Origin of the sequence: Maricaulis parjimensis (assembly GCF_016817355.1) — a bacterium.
Classification (GTDB): Bacteria; Pseudomonadota; Alphaproteobacteria; order Caulobacterales; family Maricaulaceae; genus Maricaulis; species Maricaulis parjimensis.
Genome location: NZ_JADOTT010000006.1, coordinates 93,058 through 112,852, shown reverse-complemented (window position 1 = coordinate 112,852; position 19,795 = coordinate 93,058). Strand labels below are relative to the sequence as shown.

Below are 19,795 nucleotides of genomic sequence, written 5' to 3'. Positions count from 1 at the left end.
GCCCCGCAGGGGCGGATGAGGGGGATCGGCGAGGTCTTCGCGATTATCTGCCCGCACCGGGATTTCCCCCGCTCCCGGCGCATGCGCGCCACCCTCTCCCCAGGGAGAGGGAGTGCTGATCGAGCCCAACTTATCCCCACCCCGGAAACCTCAGGCACAATACAGGCGACTTCCGGGAAGAGAGGCGCGAGCTCAGTCCCTTGTGCCCGGGGGTTTGCGGAGCCTGTCCGCGCGAGGGGGTGACATCCTGAGCTCCGGCAGGGCGTCCGGACCGGTCTGACGGCACTAAACGCCCGACCCGAGTACCGGCCGGATTGGAAACGGGGGCGAGAGCGTTCGGGAAATCTCCGCGTGCGGGAGGCAGACGCCTGTCACACACACTAGAAAATTCGCCGGCAGACAGCCGCCGGCCTCCCGCACACCTCTCATACCGCCAGGCGGAAGCGCCGTGGCGCTGAACGCGCATCCCAGTCCCGAATACACGCCATTCACCAAAGCGCTTTTGCGCTGCAGCATGGTGAGCTAGGGTCCGCGAACCCAACCGGAGTGAGTACCATGTCTGCCCAGTCCCAGACCCGCCGTATCACCGCGCCCGATATCCGTGCCCGCAAGGGCGGGGAGCCGCTTGTTTGCCTGACGGCCTATGACGCCCCGATGGCGCGCATCCTGGATCCGCATTGCGACCTGCTTCTGGTGGGCGACAGTGTCGGCATGGTGGTGCACGGGCTGGACTCAACGATCGGCGTCACGCTCGACATGATGATCCTGCACGGCAAGGCGGTGATGCGGGGCTCCAGGAAGGCCCTGGTTGCCGTGGACATGCCCTTCGGCAGTTATGAAAGCTCACCGCAGCAGGCCTTCGAGAATGCCTCGCGCATCATGTCGGAGACGGGCTGTCAGGCGATCAAGATCGAAAGCGGTACCTATGCCGCCGAGACGATCGACTTCATGGCGCAGCGCTCCATTCCGGTGATCGGCCATATCGGTCTGCGCCCGCAGGCCGCGCTCGCCGATGGCGGGTTCAAGGCCAAGGGACGCAATGACATCGAACGCCATCGCGTCATTGAGGAAGCGGTTGCCACCGCCCAGGCCGGGGCTTTCGCCATCGTGATCGAGGGTGTGGCCGAGGATCTGGCCCGAGAGATCACCGCCCAGGTAAAAGTTCCGACCATCGGCATTGGCGCTTCGGCCGCCTGTGATGGGCAGATTCTGGTCACCCAGGACATGCTGGGCGTGTTCGACTGGACGCCGAAATTCGTCAAACGCTATGACAATATGGCCGAGCGCACCGACGCAGCTGTCGCCCAATATGCCGCCGATGTGCGCAGCCGGGCCTTCCCGTCGGATGACGAGGTCTACACGCTGCGGCGTATCGACGGTTGAGCTTGGTTGCCGCTGCGCGCCTTCAAGGCTAGGGTCCCGCAAACACCCATTGGGCATTTGCGTTTAAGACACGGAGCCGCATCGACGTGGTCGATATTTTCGAAGAAGTCGACGAAGAACTTCGCAAGGACAAGTATCAGGAACTGCTGAGGAAATATGGTCCGTGGGCGCTTGGTGGCGCCATCGGTATCATTGCCGTGGCAGCCGGTTATCAAGCCTGGCAGGCCTATCGTCTGGGCGAGCGGGAAGCCTCTTCCGAAGCCTTTATCTCTGCCATCCGTGCCAGCGAGGAAAACCAGCTCGCCCTGGCTGCAACCGGATTCGAGACCCTGGCCGAGACCGGCGCGGCCGGTTATCCCGCGCTCGCCCTGATGCAGCGCGCCAATGTTGCGCTGAACGAAGGCGACACGGCTGCGGCCGCAGACTTCTTCGAGCAGGCGGCTGCCGCGACATCGGAACCGCTGGTCAGTGATCTGGCTGAAATCCGCGCTGTGTGGGCCCGTTGGGACATGCTGAGCGCCGCCGATGTCGAGATTCGCCTGACGCCGTTGACCCAGGACACTGCGCCTTATCGTTTCCTGGCCCGCGAGACCATCGGCGCGGCAGCCCTGCGCGACGGTGACCTGACGCGCGCCCGTTCCGCCTATCAATTCATCAGCTTTGCCTTCGAGGCTCCGGAAGGCGTACGCCGCCGGGCCCAGGAAGCGCTGGCCATCATCGAGCGTGACGAAGCCCTGGCGGCTCCGGCGAGCGAGGCGGCACCGGCTGAAGACACCCAGACTGACGAGGCCCCGGCCCAGCCGGACGCCACATCCGAGGACACCAGCGCCGGGGATCAAGGCGATGATTGATGTAACGCGTATCCGCTCCATCCTGCTCGCTGCCGCCCTGGCACCGCTGGCGGCTTGTTCCTCCATCCCCAATCCGATCGACGCGATCCCGGGGTTTGGCGGGCGCAATCAGGATGATCTGAACGGTACGGCGCCGGATGATGGCCGGATCTCCATCATGAGTTTCGAGCAGGGCCTGCAGCTGGACAGCAATGTCGCGCCGGTCGATCTGCCGACCGCCTACACCAATCCGGTCTGGTCGCAGCCCGGTGGCTATCCCACCCACGCCCTGCAGCACACCCAGGCCAGCGGTCCGCTGGACGTGGCCTGGCGCCAGAGCTTCGGTCAGGGTTCGGACAATAACCGCCGCCTGATCGGGCGTCCGGTGATCGCTGATGGCCGCATCTTCTCGATTGATGCCAATGGCACCGTGTTCGCGCATTCCGCCGATGGCGGTGACCGGATCTGGTCGACCCGCCTGGAAGGCCCGACCCGTCGCGACCGCATGTCTTTTGGCGGGGCCGTGGCCTATGAGAATGGACGCATTTTTGCCCATTCCGGCTTCAACTATTTTGTCGCCCTGGACGCCGATACCGGTGCCGAACTCTGGCGCACCGAAACGCTGGTGCCCTTCCATGGCGCGCCGACGGTCGCCGAAGGCCGCGTCTTCGTGACCTCTGACGACAATGAACTCATCGCCATCGAGGCCGAGAGCGGCACGGTGATGTGGACCTATCAGGGCATTGTCGAGAATGCCCGCCTGCTGACCGCGCCGAGCCCGGCTGTACTGGGTGATCTCGTCGTGGCGCCGTTCGCTTCTGGCGAACTGATTGCCCTGCGCGTGCAGAACGGAAACCCGGTCTGGTCCGACAGTCTGAGCGGTTCGACCGGCCTGACAGCTCTGTCCGACATCAATGATGTCGCGGGCAGCCCGGTCATCATGGATGATACCGTCTATGCGATGAGCCATTCCGGCCTGCTGGCCGCGATCTCCCTGCGTACCGGTGAACGTCTGTGGACGCAGCCGGCCGGCGGCGCCCACGCACCCTGGGTGGCCGGGAATTATCTCTTCATCACGACCAATGAGGCCGAAGTGGCCTGTATCGACCGGCGCGACGGGACCGTGCTGTGGATCACCCAGCTTGACCTGTTCGAGGACCCGAACAAGCGCCGCGACCGGATAGCCTGGACGGGCCCGCTTCTGGCCGGTGGCCGTGTGTTTGTGGCCGCCAGTGACGGCCGTGCGACCATCCTCAATGCCTATGATGGTGAACTCATCCGTGAAATGAATTTGCGCGATGATGTGTTTATTGGTCCTGTCATTGCCAATGAAACCGTGTATGTGCTCACCGACGAGGCGCGGCTGATCGCTCTCCGCTAGAGAATGCCGGCGCCTGAACGAGAAAATTTTGACCTCCCCGCGTGATTTGGTAATCACGCCGGGAGGGCTCCAAGGCGCAAACGCATGACTGCACATCTGCCCCGCATCGCCGTCGTGGGACGGCCCAATGTGGGAAAATCCACCTTGTTCAACCGGCTGGCCGGCAAACCGCTGGCCATTGTCGACGACCGCCCGGGCGTGACACGCGACCGGCGTGAGGCGCGTGGCCGGTTGGGCGACATGAATCTCCTCCTGATCGACACTGCTGGCTATGATGATAGCGAGAAGGACGGTCTGGACTTCGAGATGCGCACCCAGACCGAAATGGCGCTGGAGCATGCCGATCTCTGCCTGTTCATGATCGATGCCCGCGCCGGCGTGACGCCGCTGGACCAGAGCTTTGCCGATGTCATCCGCCGCTCCGGCCGTCCGGTCGTGCTGGTCGCCAACAAGTGCGAAGGCCGGTTCGGCGAGAGCGGGCTGATCGATGCGTTCGAACTGGGCCTGGGTGAACCGGTTCCCGTGTCTGCTGCCCATGGCGGCGGTATCGGTGAGCTGTATGACGCCGTGGAAGCCGGGCTCGGCCCGCTGGCCAAACAGGCGCGCAAACGCCAGTCCGCCGAGGACAGCCCGCCGCTGCGCATCGCCGTGATCGGCCGTCCCAATGCCGGCAAGTCCACGCTGATCAATGCGCTGATCGGCGAGGAACGCCTGATCACTGGCCCGGAAGCCGGGATTACGCGGGACGCGATTGCGGTCGACTGGATGTGGGATGGCCACCGCGTCCGCCTGCACGACACGGCCGGGCTGCGAAAACGCGGCAAGGTGAATGACCGGCTGGAACGCATGTCCGCCGCCGACACGCTGCGGGCCGTGAAATTCGCCGAAGTCGTCTTGTTGATGATGGATGCCGGCCACCCGCTGGAAAAGCAGGACCTGACCCTGGCCGACATGGCCTACAAGGAAGGCCGCGCCGTCGCGATTGCCGTGTCCAAGATGGACCTCGTGCAAAACCGCGAGGCCTTCATCAAGGAAATCCAGATCGAGTTTGAACGTCTTCTGCCGCAGATGAGCGGGGCGCCGATCATTCCGATTTCTGCGGTGAAGAATAAAGGGCTCGACAAGATCATGCCGACCCTGGCCAAGCTGCATGCCGACTGGGACGCGAAGGTGAAGACCCGCGATCTCAATGACTGGCTGCACGAGATGATCGAGCGGCATCCGCCGCCCTCCATCAATGGCCGCCGGGTCAAGCCGCGCTACATCACCCAGACCAAGGGGCGTCCGCCGACCTTCGTCATGATGTGTTCGCGCGCCTCTGAACTGCCCGAGAGCTATAAGCGCTATCTGGTCAATGGTCTGCGCGAGGCCTTCGAGCTTCCGGGTGTGCCGATCCGTCTGATCGTGAAGGCGGGCAAGAACCCCTATGCCGAAGGTGATCGCGGCGGTTCCGGTGCGGATGCCAAGAAGCCGGGCGCCGGCAAGCGTCCCGTGCCGCGCAAGGCCGCACCGAAGAAAGCCACGGCGGGCAAGGCCGCATCCAAGAAACCCGCCCGGATGAAGCCGTCAGGCCGGGGCTAGGTCCAGCCGGAATTTGCGGAACTCATGGCCGTCATAATGCGTGGCGGCCAATTCCTGTGCGCCCAGACGCAGGAGCGCTTTGAGGTGCTGGCGCGAGGGCGGCAGCAGGAAAGTGATGGCGTCCAGCTTGGCGGTCTGCCGGGCGAAGGTCAGCGCCTTGCGGGTGATCGGCAGTCCGAGACCGAAATGATCGGGATGCAGGACCAGTCCGAAATCCCAGTCCTCGCCTTCTTTCTGGAAACCGCCCCAGCCGGCATAGTGGCCATTGGCCAGAAAGGCCCAGTGACCCAGACCATCCCGCTTCCAATGGGCTTCCTTGGTGTCGACCAGGGCCTGGCACTGGGTCAGATCCCAAGCGCCCTTGAGAAGGGGCATGTGCTCAGCCAGACGCGGATGACGCATATGCGCCCTGATCGCTTCCAACGGGACCTCGGTAAGACGGGTGAAACGCAGACGCGGTGTGGAGTTCATGGCCCGATAGCTAGCACCGGGTTGCACGGACGTCCTCTCACACCTGCGTCAGCGGGCAGTGAAGCCTAGTTCTCGTATTTCACGATTTCGCCATGGCGCGTGCAGGCCGGGCTGACGAGTTCGGAAATCATCGGCCAGAGCACGGACGGGTGCGGCAGGCTTTTGGGATCTTCGCCCGGGAAGGCCTTGGCGCGCATGATGGTCCGCATCACGCCGGGATAGACGATATTCGCCTTCAGCTTGCCCTCGGTCTCGTGTTCCTTGGCCCAGGACTGGACCAGAGCGTCCAGACCGGCCTTGGAAGCCGCATAGGGCGCCCAGAAGGCGCGGCGGCTCTCAGCGGCACCGGAGGAGATGAAAACCGCGCGACCGGCGTCTGAGGCCAGCAGGGCCGGCTCAAAGGCGCGGATCATGCGGGCCGGGGCGATCAGGTTCACACCGACCACGGTCTGCCATTGCTTGGCCTTGACCTGGGCGGCTGGCGTCAATTCACCCAGCGCGCCCGCATTGGCCAGCAGGATGTCCAGCTTGCCCCACCGGTCCATCACGATCTGGCCCAGCTGCTCGATCCCGTCCTCCGACAGGAGGTCCATCGGTACCAGTGTGGCGGTGCCGCCAGCCGCCTTGATCTTGTCGTCCAGCTCTTCCAGTCCGCCCTGAGTGCGGGCCGTGGCGATGACGTGGGCGCCGGCCTTGGCCAGTTCCAGCGCCATGGCATAGCCAATACCCCGCGAAGCCCCGCTGACGAGAGCGAGGCGGCCGTTCAGATCAATGTCGGTCATGCGTCTACCAGGAGAGAGAGCTGGAATTCCTTGGCCGAGAGGTCCCGGTCATGGTCAACAAGGCGCGTCGGATACTCGCCGGTGAAGTAGTGGTCGGACAGTTGCGGGTCCGCATCATTGCGCGCTTCGCCGATGACTGCCTTGTAGAGACCGTCCACAGTCAGGAAGGCCAGGCTGTCGGCTTCCAGCTTGTCGGTCATCTCGGTCAGGTCCATGCAGGCCGCGATGAGTTCCTTCTGACCGGCCATGTCGATCCCGTAGAAGTCCGGGAATTTGATCGGCGGGCAGGCGGAGCGGAAATGGACTTCCTTGGCGCCGGCTTCGCGCATCATGCGCACGATCTTCAGCGAGGTCGTGCCGCGCACAATACTGTCATCGATCAGCAGGACGCGCTTGCCGCGCACGGCGGCCGCATTGGCCGAGTGCTTGCGGCGGACCGAAAGGTCGCGCCGGTCCTGGGTCGGCTGGATGAAGGTCCGGCCGACGAAGTGCGAACGGATAATGCCCAGCTCGAACGGGATGCCAGCGGCTTCCGAATAGCCGATCGCGGCCGGTACGCCGCTGTCCGGCACCGGGATCACCACATCGACTTCGGCCGGGGTTTCCAGCGCCAGCTGACGGCCCATTTCCTTGCGGGCTTCATAGACGCTGCGACCGCCGATCACCGAGTCGGGACGCGCGAAATAGATGTATTCGAAGGCGCAGACCTTGGCCTTGTGTTCCGGCGCGAAACGCTCCGAGCGGATGCCGTCCTCATTCACCACCACCGCTTCACCCGGCTCGATCTCGCGCTCGAATGTGGCACCGACCATGTCCAGGGCACAGGTTTCGGAGGCAAAGATATAGGCATCACCCAGCTTGCCCATGACGAGCGGGCGGATGCCGAACGGGTCGCGGGCCGCGATCAGGCGGTCATTGACCAGGGCTACAAAAGCAAACGCGCCCTGGACCTGTTTGAGGGCCTGCAGGACGCGATTGGTCAGCTTGGTCTTCTTCGACTGGGCCGCCAGGTGAAGCACGACCTCACTGTCGGATGTCGATTGGAAGATGGCGCCCTGATTGACCAATTCCTCGCGCAGGACGCGGGCATTGGTCAGATTGCCGTTATGGGCGAGGGCGATACCGCCGCCGCGCACATCACAATAGAGCGGCTGGACATTGCGCAGCACCGAGGCGCCCTGGGTGGAATAGCGCGCATGGCCGATGGCCACACTGCCGGGCAGGCGTTCCGGCATGTCCGGCGAGGTGAAGTTCTCCCCCACCAGGCCGAGATAGCGTTCAATGTGAAAACGCGACCCGTCATGGGTCGCGATTCCGCAGGCTTCCTGTCCGCGATGCTGCAGGGCGTGAAGCCCGAGCGCGGTCAGGATGCCGGCATCCTTGGTGCCGTAGACGGCGAAAACGCCGCATTCTTCCTGGGGGCGATCCGTAGCCGGATCATAGGTGAGCGTGGCAGGAAAGGCGGGTGTGGAGCTCATCCGTCGTCGTCCTGGTCATCCGTGGTCGAACCGATGAGGTCATCTAGTCGGTTTCGATCGCGACGGCCATAGGAGCTGTCATTATTTCTTATTGTTTCTGCAATCGGGTCATCCGTGCCACCGGGCAGGGGCGCGGTTTCCGCCAGACGTGAGGTTTCAGGCGCCAGGGTTTGCAACGCCCGGGCGGTCGCATTCACCAGCGGATAGATGCGTGCCTGCGAGACCCAGGCCGGCGGCCGGCCATTCTCGCCCAGCGTCGCGGCCAGGAAGATCACGCCCAGACCCAGCAGGACCAGGCCGCGCACCAGGCCGAAGGCAAAGCCCAGCGTCCGGTCGACCACATTCACATCCTCGCCCTTGGCCAGTCCCTTGGACAGGGAGGACGTCACGAAGGTGACGGCGAGATAGATGATGATGAAGACGAAACCGCCAATGGCCAGCGGGGCCAGCCAGTCTGGATCGATCATGTCGCGGGCCGGGGCGATGAAAACCGGCAGGGCCCAGAGCGTCGCCAGGGAGGCGGCGACAAAGGCGGTGACAGAGAGCGCCTCGCGGACAAAACCCCGCACCAGGGCGAGCAATCCGGATGCCAGCAGGATTGCCAGCCCGATACCGTCAAAAGCACTCAGCGTCCCATCCATGGGTGTCGCTCCCTACTCGCCAGCCAAGGCGTTCAAAGTCTGCACCAATTCCAGGGCGGTGGCCAAGCCCCTGACCTTGATCGGTGCGGTGTCGTCGGCCGAGGCGGTGGGGGCGATCGCTTCGATGAAACCGAGCTTCGCCGCTTCCTTGAGCCGCGAATCACTGCGGCCGACCGGACGAATATCGCCGGAAAGACTGATTTCTCCGTAAACGACCCCCTTGCCGGGCAGGGCGACGTCCAGGGCGGAGGAAACAATGGCCGCCGCGACGGCCAGATCGGCGGCCGGTTCGGCGATTTTCAGCCCGCCGGCAACATTGAGGAAGATGTCCCGGTTGGAGATGTTGAAGCCGCAGCGCGCTTCCAGCACGGCCAGCACCATGGCGAGACGGCCGGAATCCCAGCCCACCACCGCCCGGCGCGGTGTGCCGAAGGCGGCCGGAGCGACCAGGGCCTGGATCTCGCTGAGCACGGGGCGAGTGCCCTCCATGCCGGCAAAGACGACGGCCCCCGGATTGGCTTCGCCGCGGCCGTCCAGGAAGAGGGAGGAGGGATTGGCCACTTCGCCCAGCCCCTTGTCGCCCATTTCAAACACGCCGATCTCGTCGGTCGGCCCGAAACGGTTCTTCACGGCGCGCAGGATGCGAAACTGGTGCGAGCGTTCGCCCTCGAAATAGAGCACGGCATCGACCATGTGCTCGACCACGCGCGGGCCGGCAATCTGGCCATCCTTGGTGACATGGCCGACCAGGATGACCGTGCAATTGCGCTTTTTGGCAAAGCGGACGAGTTCCTGGGCGCAGGCGCGGACCTGGGCGACCGTGCCCGGTGCGGCGGCGAGCTGATCCGACCAGAGCGTCTGGATGGAGTCGATAACGACAATGTCCGGCTTTTCCGCCTTCAGACCGTCCAGGATGTCATTGAGTGAGGTTTCCGAGGCCAGGGCGACCGGACTGTCCGCCAGGCCCAGGCGTTTGGCGCGGCGACGGACCTGGTCGATGGCTTCCTCGCCGGAAATATAGATCGCCTTGGTATTGTCGCTGGCGACCCGGGCCATCAGCTGCAGCAGGAGTGTCGACTTGCCGATGCCGGGATCGCCGCCGACCAGGATTGCAGAACCGGGGACCAGCCCGCCGCCGGCGACACGATCCAGTTCGGCAATGCCGGAGATCAGGCGCGGGGTTTCCGGCGTCTCGGCCCCCAGATCCACCAATTCCAGCCGGGCCGACTTGCCGCGGCGTTTGGCGGCGCTGGCCTGTGTGCCCAGCGGGGCGGACGGGGCCTCTTCGACCAGCGTGTTCCACTCACCGCAATCATCGCACTTGCCGGCCCATTTGGAATGGGTCGAGCCACAGGACTGGCAGACAAAAACACTATCGGCACGGGCCATTTCGATATTCTCCTTCAACTCCGCTAGGAGTTGACCAGACGCGGGCGACAGAAACTGTCCTTAGCCTGCGTTGCGCTGCAGGGACAGGGGCGGAACAGCGAAATACGGGCAGGGACCTCAACGGGCAGTCCTCGCCATATTCGCCAGCGAGGCGCTCAGCATTTTCCGCACAAAATTTCTGGTCTAAGAATGATGTCATGGGGTTCTGGGCAAGGACGCTATGAGCAGTGTGAGTGGACCAAAAGAGCGTAAGCACGTTCCCGGACCGTTCGAGACATGGACACGCCGGGTCGCGTTCTTGTGTCTGGCCCTGATTTTCAGCCAGGCCAGCACCTGGCAGGTCGCCGGCGCGCTGGTCGTGCTGGGATATGACGAGTTCCAGATTTTCGGCACCGATGCCCGCATGGTGATCGATGCCATGCCGACCTTCACCATGGGCTTCGCCGCAGGCACGTTTCAGGCCTGTATCCTGGCCGTGTTCATTCTCCTGCTGGCGCGGCGGAAACGCGCCATGCATGTCCTGCTTGGCGCGGCGATCCTGCATGTACTGATCTGGGTCCGCGTGTCCTTCAATCCCTATGTTCCGGCCTGGCCGGGACTGGTCATTTTCACGTCGGAAGTGATTTGCATGGTCATGCTCAGCATGCTGGCCAACCGGCGCCTGCTGCGCTGACGGCTCAGCGCTTTGCCGGCCGGCCCGGCTTGTAGATGCGGTGGAAGCGCAGGCCCAGGCGCACGAGGAATTCATAGGAAATCGTCGCGGCACTATCGGCCATGTCCTCGATGTCATGGCCGAGGAAACAGACCGGGTCGCCCGGTTTCACATTGCCCGCTTCGGTGACATCCACCCCGATCAGATCCATCGAGACCCGTCCGGTGATCGGCACGCGATGCTCCCGGATCCGGCCATAGCCACCATTGCCGAAGGCGCGCAGCAGACCGTCCGCATAGCCGGCGGCGACAGTCGCGATCCGGCGCGGATCATTGGCCGTGAAGGTGGCGCCATAACCGATCGTGTCACCGGGTTTGAGATCGCGGATCTGCAGGATGGGCGCGTCAATTTCCACCGCCGGCTCGAAGGGCGAGGGATGGCCGGGCGCGGGCACACCACCGAACAGGGCGAGGCCGGGTCGGACCACGTCAAAATGATAGTCCGGCCCCAGCAGGATGCCGGCAGAATTGGACAGGCTGGCGGGAATGCCCGGGAAGGCCAATCGGATACGGGCAAACCGGTCGCGCTGTTTCGCGTTGAGCGGATGCTCCGGATCGTCTGCGCAGGCCAGATGGCTCATGATCTGACGCACATCGATCGCATCCAGGCGCGACGGATCCTTGATCAGCGCCTCCGTCTCTTCCTCGCCGAGGCCGAGACGGTTCATGCCGGTGTCGAAATGGATGGCGCAGGGCAGGTCCGGCGCCAGGCGGCGCAGATTTTCCAGCTGGGCGAGTTCATTGATCACCGGGAAGAGTTCCGCTTCGCGCAGCGCTGGCAATTCGGACGGCCAGAACCCGTTGAACACAAAGATATTGGCCGGACGTCCGCCGAGCGCCTGACGCGCTTCGCGGCCTTCGGACGTGTGGGCGACGTAGAAATTGCGGCAACCGGCATCGGCCAGGGCAGGGATGATCTCGGTTGCGCCCAGGCCATAGCCATTGGCTTTCACCACGGCTCCGGCTTCGGCATTGGGCGCAAGTTCGCGCACCTTGGCGTAATTCTGCTGGATAATCGCCAGATCGATGATCAGGCGGGGAGCGGGTTCGGCCGTTGCGTCAGTTGGGCTCGTCGTCATACCGGGTTTCCAGATCGGTGAACTTGGTCAGCATGCCATCAAAGGCGAGCTTAGCCGATCCGATCGGGCCGTGACGCTGTTTGCCGATGATGACTTCAGCGACTTTCTCAATCCGGCGGAACTCTTCTTCCCAGGCGAGATATTCCGGCGTGTCCTCACGCGGCTTCTCGCGTTCCTTGTAATACGCCTCGCGATAGACGAACAGCACCACGTCAGCATCCTGCTCAATCGAGCCGGATTCACGCAGGTCCGAGAGCTGGGGCTTCTTGTCTTCGCGGTTCTCCACCTGACGCGAGAGCTGGGAGAGGGCGATGATGGGAACATTGAGTTCCTTGGCCAGCGCCTTGAGGTTCTGGGTGACCTCGGAGACTTCTTCCACACGGCTGGCACCGGCGCGGGCCCGCGAGGAGGTGATCAGCTGCAGGTAGTCGACGATGATGATGTCGAGGCCATGGGTCCGCTTGAGGCGGCGCGCACGGGCGGCGAGGGCGGAGATGGGCAGGCCACCGGTATCGTCGATGAAGAGCGGCAGGGCCTGGATTTCCAGCACACCGTCGCGGATCTCCTCATACTGGGCCGCGTCGATCGTACCCTGGCGGATCATGTAGCCCGGGATGGAGGTGTGGTCGGCAATCAGACGGGTGGCGAGCTGTTCGGCGGACATTTCCAGTGAGTAGAAGCCCACAACGCCGCCACTGGTCGTCTTTTTCGTCCCGTCGGGCTGTTCCTCGAACTGATAGGCCTTGGCAATGTTGAAGGCGATATTGGTCGCCAGCGAGGTTTTACCCATGGACGGGCGGCCGGCGAGGATGATCAGGTCCGATGGGTGCAGTCCGCCCAGCTTGCGGTCCAGCTCGTTCAGGCCGGAGGAAATGCCGGCCAGACCGCCATCGCGCTCATAGGCAGCAGAGGCGGATTCCACGGACTCGGCGAGGGCCTGTTTGAAACTCACAAAACCGCGCGAGGCGGAGCCTTCCTCAGCCAGATTATAGAGTTGCTGCTCGATATCCTGGATCAGGGCGCGGGCCTGGATTTCCGCATCCTGGCTGGCGGCATTGGCCAGGTCATTACCGATGCGGATCAGTTCGCGGCGCAGGGCCAGTTCATAGATGATCTTGGCGTATTCGATGGCGGCATTGCCGGACACGGCGCCTTCCATCAGAACGGCGAGATAGGTGGTGCCGCCGATCTCGCGCAGCCCGTCATCCTTGTCGAACTGGGTTTTCAGCACGACGGCGTCGGCCAGCGAGCCACGGCCGATCAGGTCGGAGGCCGTGTCATAGATGCGGCCATGCACCGGGTCATAGAAATGCTCCGGCTTCAGCCAGTCGGCGACCCGGTGAAACAGCTCATTGTCGTACAGAAGCGCGCCCAGGAAGGCCTGCTCGGCATCCAGGTTGTGCGGCGCGGTTTCGACATCAGCAATGTGAGAGTCGTCCTCGATGAACGGCTGCAACGCGGTGGTCATTGATCTGGTCCCCTGATCTCCGCGTCCGTCCGGTGCGGAGAAGACAGGTTGAATACCGGGACGGTCTGGCGATGGCCACACCCGAATCCGGACAGAATCAGTTGATTCCTGCCATTCGCGAAATTGTGTTGATCGCTGTGGATAACGCGTTCTGTCGCTGAAAGTACAAACGCTTAATGCCACTGTCCGGATACTGTCAGCACCGTAAAATCAAGTGTTTGGAGCGTTGATATTATCCACAACCCGGTGCTCAGCGGGGCCGGCGGGGGAACCATTTCTGGCCTTGGGTCCGGACCAGGATAACGAGAACCGTCATCTGGAAAATTGTCGTCGTCGCGCCGACCAGAACGCCGTCATAATTGGCCAGGAAGGAGGCCATGATCCAGCCGATCTTGGCGCCGATGAAATAGATGATGTGGGCCGGGATGGACCAGCGGGAATCGAGGATCTGCAGGACCAGGGACAGGACAGCGAAGCTGCCGGACACGATCAGGGCCCAATAGTGCAGGGGGCCGATCAGGAAACGCACATCATCAAACCGGGTTGTCGGATCAATATCGACAAAGCGCTCGATCGGAAATCCGGCCACACCCAGGGCGTAATAGCTCGCCACCGGGGTCAGGGTGATCATGATCGCAATCCCGATCCAGCGTTCGATCTGCCGTTTGCGTGTCGCGGAAAGAGGAGTGGCGGTTGTTTCCATTGCTCTGAGGGGTTGTGTTAGTCCATGAAACTTAACTGCAATTAATCATCGTCAATGAAGAGAAGCAAAGCGAAACCCGCCATTGGGCCTGTATTTAACTATGACCTGACTGTGCGAGCCAGGCTCGTGCCAGCTTAGGCTTGCAGGCGAAACCATTTGTGTCCCTGGGTGCGGAATACCAGAAACAACATGATCAGCTGGATCAGTGTCAGAACCGCTCCTGTCGCCCCACCATCATAATTGGGCAGGAAAGAGGACAGGATCCAGGACAGTTTGGCGGACAGAAAATAGAAGAGCATGACGGGCAGCGACCAGCGCGTATTGAAGGCCTGCAATAGTGTGCCGATCACACAAGAGATGGCCGTCACGGCCAATACCCCGAAGAGGAAGGGGCCCACGACAGGCTGGACGTCCGCGAAATGGATATCGTCCTGCAGGTTCACATACTCTTCCACCGGCGCGGACATCAGGCCGAGGACGAAATAACTCGCGGCCAATGACAGGAAGATCGAGATGGCGAAGGCGATCCAGCGTTCAACATGGCGCTTCTCTGGGTCGGTGGTAGCGGACACGTCGGCTCTCACAGTGCGGCAAACAGCTTCACTTCACCACTATCTGTGCATTTCCCAACAAAAAGAAAAGGGCAGCCCGAGGAGCTGCCCTTTTCCTGCAATCGTCTTGAGAAACCGGACTTACTGTTCGGTCTCTTCCGCTTCGCCGTCTTCGGCAGCAGCCTCTTCGGACGCCTGCTGAGCGGCCAGTTCCTGGCCTTCTTCGCTGGCTTCGAACAGTTCGGCTGCCTGGGCTTCGGCGATGGCGCGATCTTCGTCCGCCTGGGAGGCGATCACGTCTTCACCAGCAGCCTGGCGTTCGGCTTCATCTTCGGAGCGTGCGATGTTGATCGTCACGGTCACGGAGACGTCGGCGTGCAGCTTGATCTTCAGCTCGTGCAGACCCAGCGTCTTGATCGGTGCGTTCAGGGCAACCTGGGAACGCACGACCTTGGTGCCGCCTTCGGACACGATCTCGGCAATGTCACGGGAGGTGACAGAACCGTAGAGCTGACCGCTTTCACCCGCCTGACGGATCATGACGAAGCTTTCGCCATCGATCGACTGACCGGCTTCAGCCGCTTCCGCAGCGCGCTCGGCATTACGCTTTTCGAGCACTTCACGCTCGGCTTCAAAGCGCGCCATATTGGCTTCGGTCGCGCGCAGGGCCTTGCCTTGCGGCAGCAGGAAGTTGCGGGCGAAACCCGGGCGGACGGAGACGACGTCGCCGATCACACCGAGATTTTCAACGCGTTCAAGGAGAACCAGTTTCATTATTCAGTCCTCCCTCAATCGACCACATACGGCAGCAGGGCCAGCTGGCGGGCGCGCTTGATCGCACGGGCCAGTTCACGCTGCTTCTTGGCCGAAACCGCGGTGATGCGGGACGGAACGATCTTGCCACGCTCGGACATGTAGCGAAGCAGGAGCTTGGGGTCCTTGTAATCGATCTTCGGCGCATTTTCGCCGGAGAACGGGCAGACCTTGCGGCGACGCATGAACGGACGGCGTGCCGGCAGATTGGAGATGTTTCCAGAAGACATCTTAGCGACCTTTCCTAGTTGCGCTCACGACGACCGCCGCGACGATCATCCTTTTTGGTGAGGATCGCGGTGGGCTCTTCGGTGTGCTCTTCGACGCGGACCGTCATGTGACGGATCACGTCTTCGGACAGGCGCTGGAGACGGTCCAGCTCGGCCACAACGTCAGCCGGGGCATCGATGTCGATCAGGCCGTAATGACCCTTGCGCGACTTGTTGATGCGGTAGGCCAGGTTGCGCAGACCCCAGTATTCGGTCTTGCCGGTCTTGCCGCCCTTTTCTTCGATCAGGGCTTTGGTCTCTTCGATGAGAGATTCCATCTGCGCCGGGGAAATGTCCGGACGCGCGATGAAGATGTGCTCGTAAAGTGCCATTTCGGCTCCCTTCAAGTAGATCGCGGCGCAGACCATGCCGAAGGGTCGGGCAGGCCCGCGGTGGCTCCCGCTCCCGGCGCGTACACCCTGTACGACACCTGATGGAAGAAGGACCGCAATCAAGCGAAGCGCGGCCATTACCTGAAATGCCACGGCAGTGCAAGCCGCATGCGCCCTTGCGCAGAACGTCTGTCACGGTCTATCGAGCGGTCAGCCGAAATTCACCGGAGAGAATCTCAAATGAAATTCGCCTTTGTCTTTCCCGGTCAGGGTAGCCAGGCCGTGGGTATGGGTCAGGACTTGGCCAAGGACTTTGCAGCCGCCAAGGCCGTCTTTGACGAAGTGGACGCGGCGCTGGGCCAGGACCTGTCCGGTCTGATGTCCAATGGCCCGATCGAAGACCTCACCCTGACTGAGAATGCCCAGCCGGCCCTGATGGCCGCCAGCTTGGCTGTGATGAAGGTGCTCCAGAGCGAGTTTGACGTAAACGTCAACGCCGCCCAATTCGTCGCCGGTCACAGTCTTGGTGAGTATTCAGCCCTGGCTGCCGCAGGCGCGCTCTCCATCACCGATGCCGCCAAACTGCTGAAGCTGCGTGGCCAGGCCATGCAGAAGGCCGTGCCGGTGGGTGAGGGGACAATGGCTGCCTTGCTGGGGGCCGATGAGGATCTCGCCGCCCAGGCCGTGGCTGCCGGCGCTGAAGCTGGCGTCTGCGCCATCGCCAATGACAATGCCCCGGGACAGATCGTGATCTCCGGCGCCACCGCCGCGATTGATGCCGCGATCGCCAAGGCGGGCGAGCTAGGTCTGAAGAAGGCGATGAAACTGCCGGTTTCCGCGCCCTTCCACTGCCCGATGATGCAGGCCGCCGCCGACGCCATGGCCGAAGCCCTGGCCGCAGCGACCATCAACGCCCCGGCCGTCCCGGTTGTCGCCAATGTCACGGCGCGCCCGACCGATGATGTCGAGACGATCCGCAAACAGCTGGTCGAGCAGGTCACCGGCCGCGTCCGCTGGCGCGAGAGCGTGTTGTGGATGGTCGAGGAGGCGGGGATCACCACGCTGGCCGAAGCCGGTTCCGGCAAGGTGCTCACCACCATGCTCAAGCGCACAACGAAGGACGCCTCCGGCGTCGCGCTCAACAGCGCGGCCGATCTGGAAGCCTTCGCGGCCAGCCTGAAAGGCTAGGTGTTTTGAGCGAGGGGGAAACGAGGGATTATTCCAAGGCTGCCGTTCTTGACCGGTTTCGTTCCGCGCGGAAGAAACGCGAGAAGGAAATCCTCTGGCTGGCCTGGCTGCTGGATGCCGCCGCCCTCATGGTCCTCATCGCGCTGGGATGGACGCTCCCGGCCATACTTGTTTTCGTCGGTGCCCGTTTCGCGTCCCGGGTGCCAACGCCGATCGGCTGGGGGTTCATGGCGGCGCTGTTCGCCTTTATCGCTGTCCCCATGCTGTTCGTTCTGTTTACTTCGCCCTGACTGGAGGGAATTGGAATGTTTGACCTGACTGGCAAGAACGCCCTCGTGACCGGTGCCACCGGCGGCCTCGGCAATGCGATTGCGCGCAAGCTGCACGCCCAGGGCGCCACGGTGGCGCTGTCCGGCACGCGCGAGAACGTGCTGCAGGAACTGGCCGACGAGCTGGGCGAACGCGCCCACGTCCTGTCCTGCAATCTGTCCGACGCCGAAGCCGTGGACGCGCTGCCCAAGCAGGCGGCCGAAGCCATGGGCTCGCTGGACATCCTGGTTGCCAATGCCGGCATCACCAAGGACCAGCTCCTCATGCGCATGAAGGATGAGGACTGGGATCAGGTCATCCGCATCAATCTGGAAAGCTATTTCCGCCTCTCCCGTGCCGCCCTGCGCGGCATGATGAAGGCCCGTTGGGGCCGCATCATCGGCATCACCTCCGTGGTGGGCGTGACAGGCAATCCGGGTCAGACCAATTACTGCGCCTCCAAGGCCGGTATGATCGGCTTCTCCAAATCGCTGGCCCAGGAAGTGGCCGCGCGTGGCGTCACCGTGAACTGCGTCGCGCCGGGCTTTATTGCCTCGCCGATGACGGACGTCCTCACGGACGACCAGAAGTCCGCCATCCTGTCGAAAATTCCGGCGGGTGATCTCGGCTCGGGCGATGATATCGCCGCTGCTGTGGTTTATCTCGCCAGCCAGGAAGCCAATTACATGACCGGCCAGACACTGCATGTGAATGGCGGCATGGCCATGATCTGATGGCATAATTTCGTTTGCGGGCATTGTGCGACATTCTGGCCTACCGGAATGAAGTGTGTTAACTGCCCGCGCATCTTGGGTTTGGGTTGTATTTGGGCCCTTCCCGTCTTCTCCTGCGCCGCTATAGTTCCGCGGTGAATCATTATGAGGGTCTGAAATGTCTGACGTTCTCGAGCGCGTTACGAAAATTGTTATCGAGCATCTCGATGTGGATGCGGAAAAGGTCACCGAGAAGGCGTCCTTCATTGATGATCTGGGCGCTGACAGCCTGGACAATGTCGAACTCGTCATGGCGTTCGAAGAAGAATTCGACATCGAGATCCCGGATGATGCCGCCGAGCACATCCAGACGGTTGGTGATGCCGTGAAGTTCATCTCCGAGAAGGTGGGCTAACGACCCCTTCATGCGTCGCGTCGTCGTCACGGGAATCGGCCTCGTCACGCCATTGGGCTGCGGGCGGGAAGTCGTTTGGGAACGCCTTCTCGCCGGCCGTTCAGGGCTGGGGAAGATCGAGCATTTTGAAACCGGTGATCTTGCCTGCAAGATTGCCGGAATGGTTCCCCGTACCGACGGACGCGGTGGCGGGCGCGAAGGCGATGCCGGGGTGTTTGACCCTGACAGCGTGATGAGCGCCCGGGACCGCCGCCGGGTGGATGATTTCATCCTCTACGGAATCGCGGCGGCTGACGAAGCTCTCGCCGATGCGGGCTGGGATCCCCAGACCGAAGAAGACAAATGCCGTGCCGGCGTCATGATCGGCTCCGGCATTGGCGGTCTGGAAACGACCTACAACAATTCGATCGAGCTTCACGAGAAGGGGCCGCGGCGCCTCTCTCCCTTCATCATTCCGGGCATGCTGATCAATCTGGTCTCCGGCCAGGTCTCGATCCGTCATGGCCTGAAAGGTCCGAACCATGCTGTGGTGACGGCCTGTTCCACCGGGGCGCATGCCATTGGTGACGCCTCCCGCCTTGTGGCGCGTGGCGATGCCGACATCATGGTGGCCGGCGGAGCGGAAGCCACGGTCTGCCGTCTGGGCGTGGCCGGCTTCATTGCCTGCAAGGCGCTTTCCACGGGTTTCAACGATACGCCTGAAGCCGCCTCGCGGCCCTATGACAAGGACCGGGACGGTTTTGTCATGGGCGAGGGCGCCGGGGTTCTCGTTTTGGAAGAATACGAGCACGCCAAGGCGCGTGGCGCGAAGATCTATGCCGAGGTGAAGGGCTATGGCCTGTCCGGTGACGCCTATCACATCACGGCTCCGGCCGAGGATGGCGATGGCGGGTTCCGCTCCATGTCCGCGGCGCTCAAGGATGCCGGGCTGACGCCGGGCGATATCGATTATGTGAATGCGCACGGCACCTCCACCCCGCTGGGTGACGAGATCGAGCTGCGCGCCGTGGAACGCCTGTTCGGGGATCATTCCGACGGACTGGTCATGTCCTCCACCAAATCCGCTGTCGGCCACCTTCTCGGGGCTGCCGGCGCGATCGAGGGGATTTTCTCCATCTTGGCGATCCGCGACGGGGTCTGTCCGCCGACCCTGAACCTGGACAATCCGTCGGTTGAAACGAGCATCAATCTGGCGCCCAAAACGGCTGTGAAAAAGCCGGTGAAAGCCGCCCTGTCGAACTCGTTTGGATTCGGCGGGACGAATGCCTCCGTGGTATTTGTCGCGGCTGAATAGCTGTTGATCGGGGA

The 19,795-nt window shown here is 62.8% G+C and carries 22 protein-coding genes; 10 read left to right on the top strand and 12 right to left on the bottom strand.

The window, feature by feature from the left end:
- Window positions 1–555: 555 nt before the first annotated feature.
- From panB to der, 4 genes are all read left to right on the top strand, one after another.
- Entirely contained in the window at window positions 556–1,383 is an 828-nt protein-coding gene (gene panB / locus I0K07_RS11480) for a 3-methyl-2-oxobutanoate hydroxymethyltransferase (RefSeq protein WP_203293520.1), read from the top strand.
- Between the two features lie 86 nt (window positions 1,384–1,469).
- The gene (locus I0K07_RS11475; RefSeq protein ID WP_203293518.1) at window positions 1,470–2,234 is read left to right on the top strand and encodes a tetratricopeptide repeat protein; all 765 of its coding nucleotides are present in this window, start codon (window positions 1,470–1,472) and stop codon (window positions 2,232–2,234) included.
- The gene (locus I0K07_RS11470) at window positions 2,227–3,594 is read left to right on the top strand and encodes an outer membrane protein assembly factor BamB family protein (protein WP_203293516.1); all 1,368 of its coding nucleotides are present in this window, start codon (window positions 2,227–2,229) and stop codon (window positions 3,592–3,594) included. Before I0K07_RS11475 ends, I0K07_RS11470 begins: the two co-directional genes overlap by 8 nt.
- An 84-nt stretch (window positions 3,595–3,678) precedes the next feature.
- Entirely contained in the window at window positions 3,679–5,175 is a 1,497-nt protein-coding gene (gene der / locus I0K07_RS11465) for a ribosome biogenesis GTPase Der (protein WP_203293514.1), read from the top strand.
- Here the strand turns inward: der and I0K07_RS11460 are convergent.
- From I0K07_RS11460 to radA, 5 genes are read right to left on the bottom strand one after another with little or no spacing between them, the layout of a single operon-like run.
- Complete coding sequence (locus I0K07_RS11460) at window positions 5,161–5,673, bottom strand: GNAT family N-acetyltransferase (RefSeq protein ID WP_203293512.1); 513 nt, start codon at window positions 5,671–5,673, stop codon at window positions 5,161–5,163. The two genes, der and I0K07_RS11460, sit on opposite strands and share 15 nt — an antisense overlap.
- A gap of 38 nt (window positions 5,674–5,711) precedes the next feature.
- Window positions 5,712–6,428, bottom strand: coding sequence for an SDR family NAD(P)-dependent oxidoreductase (locus I0K07_RS11455; protein ID WP_203293510.1), 717 nt, complete (start codon window positions 6,426–6,428; stop codon window positions 5,712–5,714).
- Window positions 6,425–7,906 carry an amidophosphoribosyltransferase gene (purF, locus tag I0K07_RS11450; protein WP_203293508.1) on the bottom strand — a complete coding sequence of 494 codons (1,482 nt, stop codon included), beginning with the start codon at window positions 7,904–7,906 and terminating at the stop codon, window positions 6,425–6,427. The genes I0K07_RS11455 and purF overlap by 4 nt, the downstream gene beginning before the upstream one ends.
- Entirely contained in the window at window positions 7,903–8,547 is a 645-nt protein-coding gene (locus I0K07_RS11445; protein ID WP_203293505.1) for a CvpA family protein, read from the bottom strand. The genes purF and I0K07_RS11445 overlap by 4 nt, the downstream gene beginning before the upstream one ends.
- Window positions 8,548–8,559: 12 nt before the next feature.
- Complete coding sequence (gene radA, locus I0K07_RS11440) at window positions 8,560–9,936, bottom strand: DNA repair protein RadA (RefSeq protein ID WP_203293503.1); 1,377 nt, start codon at window positions 9,934–9,936, stop codon at window positions 8,560–8,562.
- Window positions 9,937–10,234: 298 nt separating this feature from the next.
- Between radA and I0K07_RS11435 the strand changes: the two genes are divergently transcribed.
- On the top strand, window positions 10,235–10,609 hold the full coding sequence (locus tag I0K07_RS11435; protein WP_203293501.1) for a hypothetical protein: 375 nt from the start codon (window positions 10,235–10,237) through the stop codon (window positions 10,607–10,609).
- A 4-nt stretch (window positions 10,610–10,613) separates the two neighbouring features.
- Here I0K07_RS11435 and alr read toward each other — a convergent pair whose 3' ends face one another.
- The 7 genes from alr to rpsF all read right to left on the bottom strand — a co-directional run bounded on the left by alr (window position 10,614) and on the right by rpsF (window position 15,862).
- The gene (alr, locus tag I0K07_RS11430; protein ID WP_203293499.1) at window positions 10,614–11,726 is read right to left on the bottom strand and encodes an alanine racemase; all 1,113 of its coding nucleotides are present in this window, start codon (window positions 11,724–11,726) and stop codon (window positions 10,614–10,616) included.
- Window positions 11,707–13,194 (bottom strand): replicative DNA helicase, encoded by a 1,488-nt coding sequence (locus tag I0K07_RS11425; protein ID WP_203293497.1) that lies wholly within the window; start codon window positions 13,192–13,194, stop codon window positions 11,707–11,709. Before I0K07_RS11425 ends, alr begins: the two co-directional genes overlap by 20 nt.
- Window positions 13,195–13,444: 250 nt before the next feature.
- Window positions 13,445–13,825, bottom strand: coding sequence for a hypothetical protein (locus I0K07_RS11420; RefSeq protein WP_203293495.1), 381 nt, complete (start codon window positions 13,823–13,825; stop codon window positions 13,445–13,447).
- A gap of 206 nt (window positions 13,826–14,031) precedes the next feature.
- Window positions 14,032–14,469: a hypothetical protein gene (locus I0K07_RS11415; RefSeq protein ID WP_203293493.1), complete on the bottom strand. Its 438-nt coding sequence runs from the start codon at window positions 14,467–14,469 to the stop codon at window positions 14,032–14,034.
- A 120-nt stretch (window positions 14,470–14,589) separates the two neighbouring features.
- Window positions 14,590–15,222: a 50S ribosomal protein L9 gene (gene rplI / locus I0K07_RS11410; protein WP_203293491.1), complete on the bottom strand. Its 633-nt coding sequence runs from the start codon at window positions 15,220–15,222 to the stop codon at window positions 14,590–14,592.
- Window positions 15,223–15,236: 14 nt separating this feature from the next.
- Window positions 15,237–15,491, bottom strand: a complete 255-nt coding sequence (gene rpsR / locus I0K07_RS11405; protein WP_138510340.1) for a 30S ribosomal protein S18 — start codon at window positions 15,489–15,491, stop codon at window positions 15,237–15,239.
- Window positions 15,492–15,505: 14 nt separating this feature from the next.
- On the bottom strand, window positions 15,506–15,862 hold the full coding sequence (gene rpsF, locus I0K07_RS11400) for a 30S ribosomal protein S6 (RefSeq protein ID WP_203293489.1): 357 nt from the start codon (window positions 15,860–15,862) through the stop codon (window positions 15,506–15,508).
- Between the two features lie 240 nt (window positions 15,863–16,102).
- On the opposite strand from rpsF, the gene fabD reads away from it, so the two are divergent.
- The 5 genes from fabD (at window position 16,103) to fabF (ending at window position 19,781) form a co-directional block, all read left to right on the top strand.
- Window positions 16,103–17,050, top strand: coding sequence for an ACP S-malonyltransferase (gene fabD / locus I0K07_RS11395; RefSeq protein WP_203293487.1), 948 nt, complete (start codon window positions 16,103–16,105; stop codon window positions 17,048–17,050).
- A 5-nt stretch (window positions 17,051–17,055) separates the two neighbouring features.
- Complete coding sequence (locus I0K07_RS11390; RefSeq protein WP_203293485.1) at window positions 17,056–17,340, top strand: hypothetical protein; 285 nt, start codon at window positions 17,056–17,058, stop codon at window positions 17,338–17,340.
- A gap of 15 nt (window positions 17,341–17,355) precedes the next feature.
- Window positions 17,356–18,093, top strand: coding sequence for a 3-oxoacyl-[acyl-carrier-protein] reductase (gene fabG, locus I0K07_RS11385; RefSeq protein WP_203293483.1), 738 nt, complete (start codon window positions 17,356–17,358; stop codon window positions 18,091–18,093).
- A 157-nt stretch (window positions 18,094–18,250) separates the two neighbouring features.
- Window positions 18,251–18,487 carry an acyl carrier protein gene (locus I0K07_RS11380; RefSeq protein WP_138510330.1) on the top strand — a complete coding sequence of 79 codons (237 nt, stop codon included), beginning with the start codon at window positions 18,251–18,253 and terminating at the stop codon, window positions 18,485–18,487.
- Window positions 18,488–18,497: 10 nt separating this feature from the next.
- Complete coding sequence (fabF, locus tag I0K07_RS11375) at window positions 18,498–19,781, top strand: beta-ketoacyl-ACP synthase II (RefSeq protein ID WP_203293481.1); 1,284 nt, start codon at window positions 18,498–18,500, stop codon at window positions 19,779–19,781.
- The last annotated feature ends 14 nt before the right edge of the window (window positions 19,782–19,795 follow it).

Bases quoted from the DNA above. Each gene is read 5' to 3' on its own strand.
- panB (WP_203293520.1), top strand. From the start codon at position 556: ATGTCTGCCCAGTCCCAGACCCGCCGTATCACCGCGCCCGATATCCGT.
- I0K07_RS11470 (WP_203293516.1), top strand. From the start codon at position 2,227: ATGATTGATGTAACGCGTATCCGCTCCATCCTGCTCGCTGCCGCCCTG.
- der (WP_203293514.1), top strand. From the start codon at position 3,679: ATGACTGCACATCTGCCCCGCATCGCCGTCGTGGGACGGCCCAATGTG.
- I0K07_RS11455 (WP_203293510.1), bottom strand. From the start codon at position 6,428: ATGACCGACATTGATCTGAACGGCCGCCTCGCTCTCGTCAGCGGGGCT.
- purF (WP_203293508.1), bottom strand. From the start codon at position 7,906: ATGAGCTCCACACCCGCCTTTCCTGCCACGCTCACCTATGATCCGGCT.
- I0K07_RS11445 (WP_203293505.1), bottom strand. From the start codon at position 8,547: ATGGATGGGACGCTGAGTGCTTTTGACGGTATCGGGCTGGCAATCCTG.
- radA (WP_203293503.1), bottom strand. From the start codon at position 9,936: ATGGCCCGTGCCGATAGTGTTTTTGTCTGCCAGTCCTGTGGCTCGACC.
- alr (WP_203293499.1), bottom strand. From the start codon at position 11,726: ATGACGACGAGCCCAACTGACGCAACGGCCGAACCCGCTCCCCGCCTG.
- I0K07_RS11425 (WP_203293497.1), bottom strand. From the start codon at position 13,194: ATGACCACCGCGTTGCAGCCGTTCATCGAGGACGACTCTCACATTGCT.
- I0K07_RS11420 (WP_203293495.1), bottom strand. From the start codon at position 13,825: ATGATCACCCTGACCCCGGTGGCGAGCTATTACGCCCTGGGTGTGGCC.
- rplI (WP_203293491.1), bottom strand. From the start codon at position 15,222: ATGAAACTGGTTCTCCTTGAACGCGTTGAAAATCTCGGTGTGATCGGC.
- rpsR (WP_138510340.1), bottom strand. From the start codon at position 15,491: ATGTCTTCTGGAAACATCTCCAATCTGCCGGCACGCCGTCCGTTCATG.
- rpsF (WP_203293489.1), bottom strand. From the start codon at position 15,862: ATGGCACTTTACGAGCACATCTTCATCGCGCGTCCGGACATTTCCCCG.
- fabD (WP_203293487.1), top strand. From the start codon at position 16,103: ATGAAATTCGCCTTTGTCTTTCCCGGTCAGGGTAGCCAGGCCGTGGGT.
- fabG (WP_203293483.1), top strand. From the start codon at position 17,356: ATGTTTGACCTGACTGGCAAGAACGCCCTCGTGACCGGTGCCACCGGC.
- I0K07_RS11380 (WP_138510330.1), top strand. From the start codon at position 18,251: ATGTCTGACGTTCTCGAGCGCGTTACGAAAATTGTTATCGAGCATCTC.
- fabF (WP_203293481.1), top strand. From the start codon at position 18,498: ATGCGTCGCGTCGTCGTCACGGGAATCGGCCTCGTCACGCCATTGGGC.